Raw genomic sequence first — 14,508 nt, 5'->3', positions numbered from 1 at the left:
ATTGACAAATTGCACGCAGAGTCTTCCTCACAATGTTGGCGTTGTGTCTGAGCTATGTGATCCGCGATTTTGCAAAGAGGAAGGCCTGATGTGGTTCCCCCTGGATGGGGAGATGCAGCACTTCGTAATGGTGAGTTCGTGTTTTGCAGCAGGCAGGCTGGGTGTGATTTAGAACCAGCGGCCGTTTAATCCTGCACCCAGGTGATGATCTTCTTTATCGCCGTCAACATCAGCCCAGAGTTTTTCGTCTGTCTGAGATTCATTGCTGACGGTTTTTGCCAGGCTTTCGCTGATTTGAGCATTCATTTCTTTCAGTGCATCGATGTCATCAAGAACTTCGACGCGAGCCTCAGCAGTCTGGAGTTTGCTTTTCAGCGCAGCCGGTTTCTTGCCAGCAAACCTATTGGCACTGTATGGCCGTTCCATTACGCGAGTCACAGTTTGTCCCTCTTCGCTTTTTTAGCTGAACTTTGATAAGACAGTGTATTGATCCGCGTGAGCTTTAACGGGCTTCTTTGGGCGGTATCATGACAAAGATGGAAAAAGTTGCAGCTTGTCCCCTTTTTGTGACGTATTAATACTAAGAGTAGGGGAGCAGAGGCAAGAGGACTTTTGTTTTGAACTCATCTAATAGTCGTCTGGATGCTTCTGTGCTTTTGGCTATAGTACTGTGAAACATCGCAGATTATTGACTGATGGCAATGTACAAAAAAATTATCGGACTTGATTCATGATGCTGGTTTCGCGCCACAACTCTATTCTTGATATTGCCCGAGAGACCGGGAAGGTGGAAGTTGATGAACTTGCCACACGGTTTTCTGTGTCTCCTCAGACAATACGTAAAGACCTGAAAGAGTTGAGCGACCAAGGATTGCTGACCCGTGTGCATGGTGGTGCACTTTTGGCATTTGGCGTTGAAAACCTTGGCTACTCTGCTCGTAAAGATCTGGCAGGCAAAGAAAAAGAGATTATCGGGCAGGCGGCAGCGGACCTGATCCCGGATCGAGCTTCTTTGTTCGTGAATATCGGAACGACCACAGAGGCGGTTGCGCGGGCACTCATCCAGCGCAGTGGCCTGATGATCATTACCAATAACCTTAATGTGGCGAGTACGCTGCGCCCGTTCTCAGAAAATGAAGTCATCATTTCTGGTGGGCTGGTGCGCGCGACTGACGGCGGCATTGTTGGTGAGGCTGCTGCAGACTTTATTCGCCAGTTTAAGGTTGATTATGCTGTGATAGGTGTTTCTGCTCTGGATCGTGACGGAGCGCTTCTGGATTATGATTATCGTGAGGTGCGCGTGGCACAGGCGATCATTGAGAACGCACGACACGTTATTCTAGTGGCCGATCAGACAAAGTTCGAGCGTTCGGCACCAGTCCGCATCGGCCATATTGCTCAGGTGGATACGTTTGTGACAGACACTCTGGTTTCGCAGGACTATCGGCAGCTGCTGGCTGACAATGAGGTGCGGCTGGTAGAAGTGGCTGGTAAGGCTCAGAATGAGCCGGGCAATGGCTCGCGAAGTACGACAGAGGACTAACTTCTGATTGGAATTTGTATCGAGAGTATGTCACGCATCAAGCTCTAGCTTTATATTTTCCGCGTATTCTTATCCGTAAACGGGGATCGATCTGCAAGAAAACAAAAAAGGCGCCTTTTGGCGCCTTTGTCTTTGGATCAAGTTGTTTGGGTTTAACCGCTTGAGCTTCCGGTTTTTCTAGCGTCTGCGATACGCTCCGCCAGATTTTTATCGGACTGAGGCGCGGGTGCTGCATCATCGGCCTTTGCAGCCGGAGTGCTTTTTGATGCGGCTGTCTTACTTCCAGCAGCTGGCTTACGGGTGCGAGGCTTTGCTGGAGCGCGCTTGGCACGTGCCGGTTTCGGTTTTGGCGCGTCTGCTTTTGGAGCGCCTGCTGCGATCGTGCTGAGATCGTTCAGGACTTCATCGTACTTTTCGGAGAGTGGAGGGTTCTCCGAGATTGCCTTTGCTGTGATCTGAGCCGCCAGATCTTTCAGTTCATTGCGCAGATCGACGGCTTCTTCGATCTTAGAGGAACTGTTCGCTCTTTCCTCAAGCTGCTTTGTCAGCTGCTCGATGGTTTTCTTTGCTTCGTCCAGATCGTTTTCTAGGCTTTTCATAGGCTCGGGCGTTTTAATGTTCGGATTTCTGGTGCTGCGCTTGGCAGTTTTTTCGTTCGCCGCTTTTTCGAGTTGAAGCGCGTGCTTCAGGTTATCGCGCTCTCGTTCCAGCGACCCATAGCGGCTCTTCAGTTTGGTGAAAGACCGTGAAGCCAGTTCGGCGGCTTCTGCCGGGGACGTTGGCTGATGCTTGGTTTCAGACTCTGCGGTCATTTCTGAAACTTGTTGGGAAATTTGCGTTGCCAACTCTGCCAGAGGGTTGTCCATGTCCTGAAGGTCAGAAGTATCAATCGGACCTATCGGTTTGGTCGCAACTGGGTCTTCTTTCAGCTCTGCATCCAACTCACGTGTTTTATCTGCAGCAGCCTGTTTGCTGAGTTTGATGATCTCGGCGGAGGTGACCGCATCTGTAGTTTGTGCTGTAGCTTCGTCCTGAACGTCTGTTTCCGGTTCTGTTGTGATGCGATCATCAGCGGAGAACGGGATTGGTTCGGATGGATTTCGGCGGCGGAGGAAGCGTGTTGCTTTCTGGGCCATGTTCTTCCGTTCGCGGGCTGACTTGAGCTGAACAACGCTGAGCTCTTCTTTGAGTTCCGCGAGTTCGGCTTCAGCTGCAGAACGTGCAGATGTATTCTCTGCTAGCTTTCCCGTCATCCCTTCGAGGCGAACCTCCATTTGGCGGATCGCAATGGCATGTTGAGCGCGTAACGCATCTTTTGCCATTGTGGCACGGGCATAGCTTATGGGGTTGGACGTCTCAATCGCTTTCCGCGTGAGGCGTACAGCCCGGCCCCAGATAAAGGGGAGGGCGGCGAGCGCTAGAATGCTCGCAAGGAAGAAACCCAGTGCAATGTATAGTGCAATTTCAATCACAAACTATGCCTGATCTGTTGAACGGTGTGAGGGACTGCTACAGACTTAAATGCGTTCTCTCACACACTAACTTGCCAAAATATAACTAACGTAGGGTTAGTTATATCAGAAAGGATTCCATGTTGGCTTCCTAGTAAATTTCAAATAGCCCATGTTGAGGCCAAGGCGAGCGCCAACGCCTGCACGAACAGGCACAACGAAGATATCGTTGTTGGAAAGAACCTGCATGCCGAAGCCTCCAACGAGGTAGGCAGAGCCCTTAGCACCAACATAGCGGCGATAGATGGCATCGACACTTGGCAGATCGTAGACCAGCATCATAACGCGGGCGCCGTCACCGCCAACATCAAAGCCCAGGGATGGACCTTGCCAGAAGATCTGATGGTTGCCAGCGTTGCGGGTGTACAGTGTACCTTCGCCATAAGCAGCGCCTGCGAAGAACGCTGCTGAGCCTTCCTGCCCCAGGATATATCCGTTTGGCTCGCCATACTGTTGAACTGCGCGCTCAACAACTTTTGCGAGGCCGGTGGAGATGGAACCGAAAAACTCGCCACCTGCCGTGATGATATCTTTCTGGTGGTAGCGCGACTGATCAACGGATGATTGCGCAAATGAATTTGTGTTGAGCGCCAGCAGTGCGAAACTGGCGCAAAGGACGATTGCAGCTTTGTTGCGCAGATTGGCGAACAGGCTCGTCATCATGCCAACGTCTCCTTCTAAGAAACCCGAGAATTTGGATTGTTCAGAGCAATTCAAATGTTAAGGGCATAGTGCAACTTTTAGGTACAACAAGTTATAGGGTCTTACATCTACCTAGTGGTTAATCATGGTATAGCTGGGTAAATGATGTACATCCCGTTGGCCTGCAGTCATGAATTTTGTATCTGTTGTCGAACTTGCTGCTTTAGTTAATGCAGGTGATTCGGACTCTGGATGGACATTCCCATGATTTCTGAGGTTTTCTACAGAAAATTTGCGCAAACTGGCAAGATTCTATGGAGTTCTATCGTTTTTTTGTGCGCCACCTCAGTTATTGCGGCTGCGCAGGAGCGGTTCACCTACACGCTCTCCATGTGTGATCCAGTGACCTATCAGGTCTCGGAAACTCCTGAAAAGGGGCGTGAGGACCTGACGCTGTCTTGGGGAGGACGCGTTTGGGCGTTTAGCAACGAGGGCAACCGAGATGCATTTCGGCATGCTCCAGAGGTCTATGCCCCATTATTTCAGGGATGCGATGCCCTCTCACTTGCGCAAGGCTACCGAGCTGAGGGATTGGCGAAAATCTACCTTGTTTATAACCAGCGATTATTGCTGTTTCAGAGCCGTGAACACCGGGCTTTGTTTCTGACAGCACCGGAGAGTTTGCTCGCGAAGGCACAAAGTCGTGCACGAGATGTAAAATGCGGTCCATATCAATGATGTCCAGCTTGGAATTAAACCAGCAGGATTGTACCTTTTTCGCCACATCTCGAATCAATCATAGGGCCATTGGCCAATGTTCTGGAGCGGTTATGTCAGTATTTAAAGATTTGTCATCTCTTGATCTTGCCGCACTCGTCGCAAGCCGTGTGTGCCACGACATCATTTCACCAGTCGGGGCGATCACGAACGGTCTGGAAGTGCTGGATGAAGAAGGCAATGAGGACATGGCAGACTTTGCGATGGATCTCATCCGCAAGTCAGCGCGTCAGGCTTCTGCAAAGCTTCAGTTTGCCCGTCTTGCTTTTGGTGCAGCCGGGTCTGCTGGTGCTTCAATCGATCTGGGCGATGCGCAGGAAGTTGCGACTGGATACATGAGCAATGAAAAGGCGAATCTGGAGTGGACCATGCCGCGTCTGCTTTTGCCTAAGAATCAGGTCAAACTGATTTTGAACCTGCTGCTGCTCATGAATCAGTGTGTTCCACGGGGTGGTACTATTACCATCAATATGGAAGGGGATGAGGGTGCTCCAAACTTTCTCCTTAAAGCTGAAGGAACGAATGCGCGAATCCCTCAGGTTGTAAGAGAGATTCTTTCCGGTCAGGAGCCAGAACGCATTGATGCCCACACTGTTCAACCGATCTATGCGGTTTTGTTGGCAGGTGAAGCGGGTCTAAATATTGAACTCCTGAAAGACGGTGACGCCGTCATATGCAAGGCAAATACTCAAGTTTCAGAGCCTGTTTGATCCTCTGTCAAAAACAACCAGTTATTGTAGGTTGGATGAATCTTACAATCTTTCAACCTATGTTAACCGTTTCGCTTAACACTCAACCTTAGTGAAATTTAGGAGTCTCGGTTTTTGAGGCTCCCCTAAGCATTGAGTGGGTGCGGGCCATGGACGATCTTCTCAGAGAGTTTCTCACTGAGACCAATGAAAGCCTGGATGTTGTAGACGTTGAGTTGGTGAAGTTCGAGCAAGAGCCGAATAACGCCACCATTCTAAATAACATTTTCAGGTTAGTGCATACAATCAAAGGCACCTGTGGGTTCTTGGGCCTGCCGCGTCTGGAAGCGATTGCTCATGCTGCTGAAACCCTGATGGGCAAGTTCCGCGACGGTGTTCCTGTGACACACGAAGCGGTTACACTTGTCCTTGCTTCTATTGATCGCATTAAAGATATCCTTGCGGATCTTGAGGCTGCCAACGGTACTGAGCCTGATGGCACGGACCGTGATTTGATTGATGAGCTGGAACGCCTTTCCTTAAGCGCTGATAATGACGACATGGCTGACGAAATGGCGGCAGCAATGGCGGAAGAAAAAGCTGCTGAGGAAGAAGTCGGTACCGACATCTATCAGGTGCTGGAGCGGCCTCTGCGTCCTGGTGAAGTTTCTCTTGATGATCTTGAACGTGCTTTCCAGGAAGCTGAAGTTGAGATTGAGCTGCCTGCTGTTGAAGAAGAAACTGAGGAAGACGGCGAACCAGTTGGCGCTGCTGCTCCCAGTTTTGCGGAAGCGAAGACTTCTCAGAAAGAAGTTGCCAAGCCGAAGAACCCAAGCGCTAAGGGTAAGGCCTCCAGTCAGGGTGTTTCCAACCAGTCCATTCGTGTGAATGTTGAGACTTTGGAACACCTGATGACGATGGTTTCTGAACTGGTGCTGACACGCAACCAGCTTCTGGAAATTGTTCGTCGTCATGAAGACAGCGAATTCAAGGTTCCACTTCAGCGTCTGTCCAACGTTACCGGTGAGTTGCAGGAAGGGGTCATGAAGACCCGTATGCAGCCAATTGGGAATGCATGGCAGAAGCTTCCACGTATTGTTCGCGATCTCTCTCAGGAACTCGATAAGCCTATCGGTCTTGAGATGATTGGTGCGGAAACAGAGCTTGATCGTCAGGTTCTGGAACTCATCAAAGATCCGCTGACACATATGATCCGTAACTCTGCCGACCACGGTCTGGAAGATCCTGCTGATCGTGTGGCTGCTGGTAAGCCTGAGAAGGGTAACATCACCCTTTCTGCTTATCATGAAGGCGGACATATCATCATCGAAGTGAAGGATGATGGTCGTGGTCTGAACCTTGAGAAGATCAAGGAAAAAGCGCTTAAGAACGGTGTGACCACCGAAGCTGAACTTGAAAAGATGGCAGATCATCAGATCTACAAGTTCATCTTTGCTGCTGGCTTCTCTACCGCGACTAACGTGACCAGTGTGTCTGGTCGTGGCGTTGGTATGGATGTTGTGCGCAACAACGTTGAGCTGATTGGTGGCTCTATTGATCTGCGCTCGACACCAGGTCGCGGTTCCAGCTTCATCATCAAGATCCCACTGACGCTTGCCATTGTCTCCACACTGATCGTGGAAGCTGGTGGTGACCGTTATGCGATCCCACAGCTGTCCGTTGTTGAACTGGTTCGTGTTCAGTCTAATTCTGAACATCGCATCGAGCGGCTTAAAGACCGGCCTGTCCTGCGCCTGCGTAGCAAGCTGTTGCCACTGGTGCATATGTCGGAACTGCTTGGTCAGACTGAAGAGGCTGACCTTGATGAAGACAACGGCTTTATCGTTGTGATGCAGGTCGGTAGCCAGTCCTTCGGTGTTGTTGTTGATGGTGTGTTCCACACCGAAGAGATCGTTGTGAAGCCTATGTCTTCCATGCTCCGCAACATCAACATGTTCTCCGGTAACACCATTCTCGGTGATGGTTCTGTGATCATGATCATTGATCCGAACGGTGTTGCAAGTGCAATGGCAAGCCATGCTTCTGGCACTCTGAGCGATACAGTTGAAGATGAGTACGAAAATGCGGAAGCTCATGTGATTGACGCTGATGCTCCAATTTCACTGCTGCTGTTCCGTGCTGGTTCTGAAGAGCCGAAAGCTGTGCCGCTGTCGCTGGTGACACGCCTTGAAGAATTCGATGTTAACAAGATCGAACACTCCAATGGCCGTGATTTGGTGCAGTATCGCGGTTCTCTGATGCCTCTGGTTTACGTGAATGAGGGCGATCGTCATAAGTCTGAGGGAACTCAGCCGATGCTGGTGTTCTCTGACAATGGTCGTTCAATGGGTCTGGTTGTTGATCAGATCGTAGACATTGTTGAAGACCGGATGACAATCGAAGTGGTATCTGAGCGTCAGGGTGTACTTGGTTCTGCAATTATTCGCGAGCGTGCAACTGAAGTTATTGACCTTGGCCACTACCTGCCATTGGCCTTTGATGACTGGTTCATGCGCAAGGAAATCGATACGACAACGAAGGTGAGAAAACTTCTCTTCCTCGATGATAGCGCCTTCTTCCGCAACATGCTGACACCTGTTCTGAAAGCTGCCGGTTACGATGTCACCGTTTGCTCAAGCGCTCAAAGTGGCTACGAGTTGATGGAAAAAGGCACTGACTTTGCTGCGATTGTGACTGATATCGAAATGCCGGACATCAGTGGCTATGAGTTCTGTGAGAGCCTGCGCCGTGATACCCGCTTCCGTCATATGCCAATCATCGCGCTGTCTGCTGTTGTGACACCGGCTTCTATCGAAAAAGGCCGTCAGGCCGGCTTCGATGATTATGTGGCCAAGTTTGACCGTCCGGGTCTGTTGGCAGCGCTCAAAGATGTTTTGACCAATGAATTCGGGGTTGCAGCATGACCGCTCATAAACTCACCACAGTCGACGGTGATGACAACCGTCAGGGCAGTGCCGATCACATCCAGTATGTGACTGTTGTGATTGGCAGCCAGTTGTTCGGTCTGCCGATATCGCAGGTGCATGATGTTTTTGTTCCTGAAAAAGTAACGCAGGTTCCTTTGGCTCCGCCTGAAGTGGAGGGGGTGTTGAACCTGCGTGGACGCATTGTAACTGCTATCAATATGCGTCGTAAGCTTCATCTCAAGCCAAATGATGCTGACCAAGGCATGATGGCTGTTGGTATTGAGTACAAAGGGGAGTCCTATGGCCTTGTTATTGATGCCGTAGGAGAGGTACTCAACTTGCCAAGAAACGAGATGGAAGCAAACCCATCCAACCTTGATTTCCGTTGGGCCGAAATTTCTGGCGGGGTTCATCGTCTGGACGGGCGATTGATGGTGGTTCTTGACGTGGACCGTCTGCTCAGCTCCCTGATTGAACCTAAAGCTGCGTAAAGCATACCTTCGAAGCGAGAGAGCTGATTTAATGAAAAAGTGTCTGGTTGTTGACGATTCCAGCGTAATCCGCAAAGTGGCCCGCCGCATTCTGGAGGACATTGGATTTGAAATCACCGAGGCTGAGGACGGACAGAAGGCACTTGATGCTTGTAAAGCGTCAATGCCGGATGCGGTTCTGTTGGACTGGAATATGCCTGTCATGGACGGGCTGGAATTTTTGGCCAAGCTTCGTGAGGAAGACGGCGGGGAAGACCCAATTGTTGTTTTCTGTACGACAGAGAATGACGTTGCTCATATCACCAAGGCTATCCGGGCCGGTGCGAACGAATACATCATGAAACCGTTTGATCGGGAGATTCTTTCAGCGAAATTTCAGGAAGTTGGATTGGTCTAAGTAATGGATATGGGCCGGCTGGGCATGTATGCAAAAGTTGAGGAGCCGAAGTCAGAGAGATCTGGTCAGATGGCACCTATCCGGGTCATGGTCGTAGACGATTCCGTTGTTATTCGTGGGCTTTTCAGCAGGTGGATTGAAGCTGATCCAGAGTTGGAAGTTGCTGCAACCCACCGTAATGGCGAATTGGCTGTAAAAGACATTGAGCGCAGCAATCCTGATGTGGTTGTGCTGGATGTTGAAATGCCCGTGATGGATGGCCTGACAGCTCTTCCTAAACTTCTTGAGAAAAAACGCGATCTTATCATTGTGATGGCTTCTACGCTGACGCGCAGGAATGCTGAAGTGAGTTTGAAGGCTCTTTCTCTTGGTGCCACCGATTATGTCGCCAAGCCTGAGACGACTGGCCAAACAGCTGGTGCGGTTGAGTTTCAGAGAGAATTGCTGGAAAAATTGCGGTTGCTTGGGCGCGGTGGGAAGCGCGTTAAGCGGACCAGAACCACAGTAGAACCTGTTCGCAGAATGCGTGCTGAGATCGTCAATGATCCGCACAAAAAGCAGAATGATGCCCTGGCAGACCGTACTGAGGCACGTGCGGCGTTGCGACGACCTCGTGGGACAGGGCTAAACGCTGCCGGAAAGCAGGAGATTACGCTCAGATCGTATTCTTCGGTCGTGCCGCGGGCTCTTGTGATTGGCAGTTCTACCGGAGGGCCACAAGCGCTCCAGCGTGTGCTGACTGATGCACGCGATGGTTTGCTGAGAGTGCCTGTTGTGATTACGCAGCATATGCCGCGTACATTCACGACAATTCTGGCAGAGCATTTACATAAGCAACTTCAGCTTCCTTCAAAAGAAGCTGAGCACATGGATGTATTGAAACCTGGGCACGTTTATGTCGCTCCAGGCGGAATTCATTTGAAAATCGGCAAGCAGAACGGGCAGGCGGTTTCGTTGCTCGAAGACGGAGCTCCCGTCAATTTCTGTAAGCCATCTGTGGATCCACTTTTTGAAAGTGCAGCCGAAGTTTTCGGTACCGCGTGTTTGGCACTCGTTTTAACCGGCATGGGCAGTGATGGCGCAAGTGGCGTCAATGTCATTGCAGGTAAAGGCGGTAGTGTCATCGCGCAGGATGAGGCCTCCAGTGTTGTCTGGGGAATGCCAGGTGCTGCTGCCCGCACTGGGAACTGCAGCGGTATCGTGCCTCTCGATCAGATTGGTGCACATGTCAAGCGTATCTTAAAAGGAGCCGCGCGATGATGACTTCTGAATATGATTTCTTGAAGAAATTTCTGAAATCCCGTAGCGGCCTCGTTCTTTCCGATGAAAAGCAGTATCTGGTCGAAAGCCGACTGATGCCAGTTGCTCGACGTCATAACCTGAATGGACTGAGTGAGCTTATTCTTGCGATCAGCAAGCCGGGCTCCATGTCTATGCAGAATGATGTGGTTGAAGCTATGACAACCAATGAGTCATTCTTCTTCCGTGACAAGAGCCCTTTCGAGAATTTCCGGAATGTGATGCTTCCTCATTTGCTTGAGGCACGCAAAACACGCCGGAGTGCGCGCATCTGGTGTGCGGCGGCGTCTACAGGTCAGGAACCTTATTCTCTCAGCATGTATCTGAAAGAAGACAAGGCCAAGATTGGTACATTCCGTTTCGAAATTCTGGGAACTGACATTTCCACTGAAGTGCTGGAAAAAGCCCGTACTGGTATCTACAGCCAGTTCGAGGTTCAACGTGGTCTGCCTATTCAGATGCTGTTGAAGTACTTCTCGCAGCAGGGCGAACTGTGGCAGATGGCTCCGGAAATCCGGGCTATGGTGCAGTGGCGTAAGCTGAACCTGCTGGAAAACTTCAGCCACCTTGGTGAGTTTGACGTTGTCTTCTGCCGTAACGTGCTGATCTACTTTGATCAGCAGACGAAGATTGATGTGCTTAACCGTATCTATCGGCAGTTGCCGGATGACGGTTTCCTCGTGCTTGGTGCTGCGGAAACTGTGGTTGGTTTGACGGATGGCTTTGAGCCCTATCCAAATCTGCGTGGTGTATACCGCAAAAAGCAGGCAGCAAGCCGTCCGACTGGTTCTTCCAGCTTCTCACGCTCTACAGCAAAGCCTTCGACCACACCTTCCAAAACGCGGCCTACCATTCAGTCCTTAGCAAGTGGTTCCCGGTTTTAGGGATACAAAATGAAACAGGCCAGCAGATTTGCTGGCCTTTTCTTTAGGTTTTGCTGCGTTCATAAGCATTCAAGCCCCAAGCTTTCACTCTCTATTTTATGCGTGTTCTCATCCGAAAACCGGAGCTGCCTTTCGGAATACGAGCTGAATCTCTCATTTTTTTGAACGAAGATTTACTATTTGACTGGTTGTCGTCAGTCGCAATTCAAGTTCAATGCGAGTAAATTTCTCCAAACGATACTTAGAGTTTCCCGATAGTTTGTGACTGTTGACCACCTTTGTTTGTGGTGTGTCAGGCTAATGGAGTGTGAGTGATGAGTTCTCGTGATTTCTTGAAATTGAGCCGGCGAGGTGCCCTTGCTCTGGGTGCAGGTGGATTGCTTGCAACAGGGATGCGGAGTTTGGAAGCTGCTGCAGAAACTCCGATTGAAAGTTCCGATCAGCGTGCGCCTGCAACTGAATTTCAGCTTGGTGAGTTCAAGGTCTACGCTTTACTCGATGGCACCTTTGTTGCTGAGCACCCGCAGGACACGTTTGCTATGGAGCAGACGAGTGAGGTGTTTGAAAAAGCGAGCCATGATCACTTTATCTCCTCCAACAAGTTCCGAGGTTTCTTCACACCGGTTCTGGTGAACACAGGTGATAAACTCGTTTTGTTTGATACTGGACGAAGCGTTCTTTCTCAGCCCCAAAGCGGGAATTTGCTTAAGGCGCTTGCGACAGCAGGCATCCGGCCAGCTGATATTGATGTGGTTGTGCTCACACACATGCATGCGGACCATACGGGCGGGTTGATGCAAAACGGTATTCCGACTTTTGCGAATGCGAAATATGTTACGAGTCCGATTGAGTTCAACTACTGGGAAAAGCTTGGTCCAGCCGCCAATGGAAGCGCTCGCGTTTTTGCTGAAAATGTTCTGCCGCTCAAAGACAAGTTCGACTTTATCGATCCGGGCAGAGAAGTTGTTCCCGGTATCACTGCCGTTGAGGCTTATGGCCATACACCCGGGCATATGGCGTATTTGGTTGAAGTCAATGGACGCAAGCTGATGCTCACAGCTGATACAGCCAACCACTTTGTATGGTCACTGGCCTATCCTGATTGGCGTGTCGTGTTTGATATCGATAAAGCGCGTGCGGCGGAAACGCGTCGGCGTATCTTTGGGATGATTGCGGAAGAACGTATTCCGTTTATTGGCTACCACATGCCGTTCCCTGCCATGGGCTTTGTTGAAGCCGTGGGAGAGGGCTTTCGGTTTGTTCCCGCAACTTATCAGCTGCAGCTTGGCCATGAGGATGAGCAGAACAGGCCTGAGTAATTGTCAGGGTGTGTTGGGTTTTCTCCGGTAGGCGGAAATCCCAACACCGCAGAGCACCAATGTGGTGGCGATGATGAAGCGGCTATCGATGGCTTCTGCAAGGAAAACAATTCCACCGGCTGTTGCGATGATTGGCACGGTGAGCTGAGCAACTGCTGCCGTGCTTGTCTGTAACTGCGGAATGATTGCGTACCAGAGAGCATATCCAAGTCCAGAGGTTATGGCACCGGAGATGATGGCAAGGAGAACGCCTGGAGCTGTGATGGTGGTTGTGTCCGGAAACAGAAGCAGTGCCAATGAGATGATTGGCACACCGTAGAGAAAGTTCATTCCTGTGTCTTTGAGCGGGTTTGCCGCACCTCTGCCGATGATGGAATAAATCCCCCAGCCTATGGCGGCAATTGTCATCAATCCTGCTCCAAGCGGGTCTATGCCTGTGTTTGAAGGGGAGAGAAGGTAAACGAGGCCAGAGAATGCGAGTGCTGCGCCGATCCATTTTTGGAGTGTGAGGTTTTCGCGCTGAATGAATGCACCGATGAACATGGTGATTTGCACGGCTCCGAAGAGCAAAAGCGCACCGAAGCCAGCATCAAGGGAGATGTAAGCGTGCGAGAAGCCAAGAATGTAGGCACTCAGCGCAAGGACTGCTGTGACGTTGGGCTTTGAGAGTGAGAGTTTATTGCCGCCCCGAAAGAAGATGAGTGCCAGAAGCATGAGTGCGCCAGCAGTAACGCGAATACTGGCAAATGCAGATGGCCCAATCTCTCCGTCTGCCAGAGCAAGACGGTTCAGAACTGAGTTGGCGGCAAATGCGACCATGACAATAGATGTAAGAATAAAAAGCCTCATGGCCGTACCATGGCAACAAAGACCCATGATGGGCAATACACTTAGGCGTTATCCGGAGCGCTATCCTGATTAAGCCAGAATCAGAAAAGCCCTGCGTGGTGATTACCAAGCAGGGCTTCTACTGAAACTCTTTGAAAGTTAGCTGATAAAGCTATTAAGCTGCTTTCTCTTCTGGTTCGCGCAGAACGTATCCGCGGCCCCATACTGTTTCGATGTAGTTTTTGCCAGCTGTTGCAGAAGCGAGCTTCTTGCGCAGCTTACAAATAAACACATCGATAATTTTGAGCTCTGGTTCGTCCATGCCACCGTAGAGGTGGTTGAGGAACATTTCCTTGGTGAGGGTTGTGCCCTTACGAAGGGAAAGAAGCTCTAGCATCTGATATTCTTTACCAGTCAGATGTACGCGCTGACCTGCAACTTCGACAGTTTTGGTGTCGAGGTTAACAGTGAGGTCGCCGGTAACAATAACAGACTGGGCATGACCTTTAGAACGACGCACAATTGCATGAATACGTGCAATCAGCTCGTCCTTGTGGAATGGCTTCGTCATATAATCGTCAGCGCCGAACCCAAGGCCACGGACCTTGTCTTCAATGCCAGCCAAACCGGACAGAATAAGAATAGGTGTCTTCACTTTGGATACTCGCAGTGTGCGTAGTACCTCATAACCGGACATGTCCGGCAGGTTCAGATCCAGCATGATAATATCATAATCATACAGTTTGCCGAGGTCGATGCCTTCTTCGCCGAGATCTGTCGTGTAGACATTAAAGTTCTCGGATTTGAGCATCAGTTCAATGCTTTGTGCAGTAGCACTATCGTCCTCGATCAACAATACACGCATGTTAATCCCCTCGTGTTGCCTTTCCTGGGCAGTCGCGCCGGCCCAAAAACACAAACCGTTGCGAAGGAATACTATAAACCCGACTCAATTGAATGAGTTTATGGTTAACAGAACTCGAATCGCTACCGCAAGCGTTTTACTCTCACGTAGAACAGTTCTCTGGGTACAACCTAGAATTCAAGGGTGTAACCTTTCCTGTTCACCAATTTGAGACCGGTTGGCTTTCAATCGAATCAAGTGCTACTGAAAGCCATGTTTAGACGCTTCGTTTCCTTGAAAGGGCTATACGCCATTCAAAGTCTCCCCAATAACATTAAGCAGAAGCGTAAACGATCG

14 protein-coding genes are annotated in these 14,508 nt (G+C 50.3%); 9 read left to right on the top strand and 5 right to left on the bottom strand.

Annotated features, from left to right (window positions below; genetic code table 11):
* Positions 1-168: 168 nt before the first annotated feature.
* Entirely contained in the window at positions 169-426 is a 258-nt protein-coding gene (locus tag PsAD37_RS25305) for a hypothetical protein (RefSeq protein ID WP_063298448.1), read from the bottom strand.
* 304 nt (positions 427-730) lie between these two features.
* Here PsAD37_RS25305 and PsAD37_RS25300 point away from each other — a divergent pair, with 304 nt between their 5' ends.
* Positions 731-1,543, top strand: coding sequence for a DeoR/GlpR family DNA-binding transcription regulator (locus PsAD37_RS25300; protein WP_063298447.1), 813 nt, complete (start codon positions 731-733; stop codon positions 1,541-1,543).
* Positions 1,544-1,695: 152 nt separating this feature from the next.
* Here the strand turns inward: PsAD37_RS25300 and PsAD37_RS25295 are convergent, their stop codons facing one another.
* On the bottom strand, positions 1,696-3,015 hold the full coding sequence (locus PsAD37_RS25295) for a hypothetical protein (RefSeq protein ID WP_063298446.1): 1,320 nt from the start codon (positions 3,013-3,015) through the stop codon (positions 1,696-1,698).
* A gap of 105 nt (positions 3,016-3,120) precedes the next feature.
* Positions 3,121-3,717, bottom strand: coding sequence for a DUF1134 domain-containing protein (locus PsAD37_RS25290; RefSeq protein WP_153039858.1), 597 nt, complete (start codon positions 3,715-3,717; stop codon positions 3,121-3,123).
* A gap of 243 nt (positions 3,718-3,960) precedes the next feature.
* Between PsAD37_RS25290 and PsAD37_RS25285 the strand changes: the two genes are divergently transcribed.
* The 8 genes from PsAD37_RS25285 (at position 3,961) to PsAD37_RS25250 (ending at position 12,479) form a co-directional block, all read left to right on the top strand.
* Entirely contained in the window at positions 3,961-4,434 is a 474-nt protein-coding gene (locus PsAD37_RS25285) for a hypothetical protein (RefSeq protein WP_208860350.1), read from the top strand.
* Between the two features lie 92 nt (positions 4,435-4,526).
* Positions 4,527-5,183, top strand: a complete 657-nt coding sequence (chpT, locus tag PsAD37_RS25280; RefSeq protein ID WP_063298444.1) for a histidine phosphotransferase ChpT — start codon at positions 4,527-4,529, stop codon at positions 5,181-5,183.
* A gap of 149 nt (positions 5,184-5,332) precedes the next feature.
* Positions 5,333-8,086, top strand: coding sequence for a hybrid sensor histidine kinase/response regulator (locus PsAD37_RS25275; RefSeq protein WP_063298443.1), 2,754 nt, complete (start codon positions 5,333-5,335; stop codon positions 8,084-8,086).
* Complete coding sequence (locus PsAD37_RS25270; RefSeq protein WP_057461956.1) at positions 8,083-8,580, top strand: chemotaxis protein CheW; 498 nt, start codon at positions 8,083-8,085, stop codon at positions 8,578-8,580. The genes PsAD37_RS25275 and PsAD37_RS25270 overlap by 4 nt, the downstream gene beginning before the upstream one ends.
* A gap of 31 nt (positions 8,581-8,611) precedes the next feature.
* Positions 8,612-8,977, top strand: a complete 366-nt coding sequence (locus tag PsAD37_RS25265) for a PleD family two-component system response regulator (RefSeq protein WP_057461955.1) — start codon at positions 8,612-8,614, stop codon at positions 8,975-8,977.
* Positions 8,978-8,980: 3 nt separating this feature from the next.
* Complete coding sequence (locus PsAD37_RS25260) at positions 8,981-10,237, top strand: chemotaxis response regulator protein-glutamate methylesterase (protein ID WP_063298442.1); 1,257 nt, start codon at positions 8,981-8,983, stop codon at positions 10,235-10,237.
* Positions 10,234-11,160: a protein-glutamate O-methyltransferase CheR gene (locus PsAD37_RS25255; RefSeq protein ID WP_063298441.1), complete on the top strand. Its 927-nt coding sequence runs from the start codon at positions 10,234-10,236 to the stop codon at positions 11,158-11,160. Before PsAD37_RS25260 ends, PsAD37_RS25255 begins: the two co-directional genes overlap by 4 nt.
* 314 nt (positions 11,161-11,474) lie before the next feature.
* Entirely contained in the window at positions 11,475-12,479 is a 1,005-nt protein-coding gene (locus tag PsAD37_RS25250) for an MBL fold metallo-hydrolase (protein WP_063298440.1), read from the top strand.
* Between the two features lie 3 nt (positions 12,480-12,482).
* Here the strand turns inward: PsAD37_RS25250 and PsAD37_RS25245 are convergent, their stop codons facing one another.
* Together PsAD37_RS25245 and ctrA are read right to left on the bottom strand one after the other, a co-directional pair.
* Positions 12,483-13,328 carry a DMT family transporter gene (locus PsAD37_RS25245; protein WP_082827065.1) on the bottom strand — a complete coding sequence of 282 codons (846 nt, stop codon included), beginning with the start codon at positions 13,326-13,328 and terminating at the stop codon, positions 12,483-12,485.
* 154 nt (positions 13,329-13,482) lie between these two features.
* The gene (gene ctrA / locus PsAD37_RS25240) at positions 13,483-14,172 is read right to left on the bottom strand and encodes a response regulator transcription factor CtrA (protein WP_008551652.1); all 690 of its coding nucleotides are present in this window, start codon (positions 14,170-14,172) and stop codon (positions 13,483-13,485) included.
* Positions 14,173-14,508: the final 336 nt, after the last annotated feature.

It is taken from the genome of Pseudovibrio sp. Ad37, from assembly GCF_001623075.1.
Classification (GTDB): domain Bacteria; phylum Pseudomonadota; class Alphaproteobacteria; order Rhizobiales; family Stappiaceae; genus Pseudovibrio.
The sequence above is the reverse complement of the archived record's forward strand: the minus strand, read 5'-3'. Positions and strand labels throughout refer to the sequence as shown.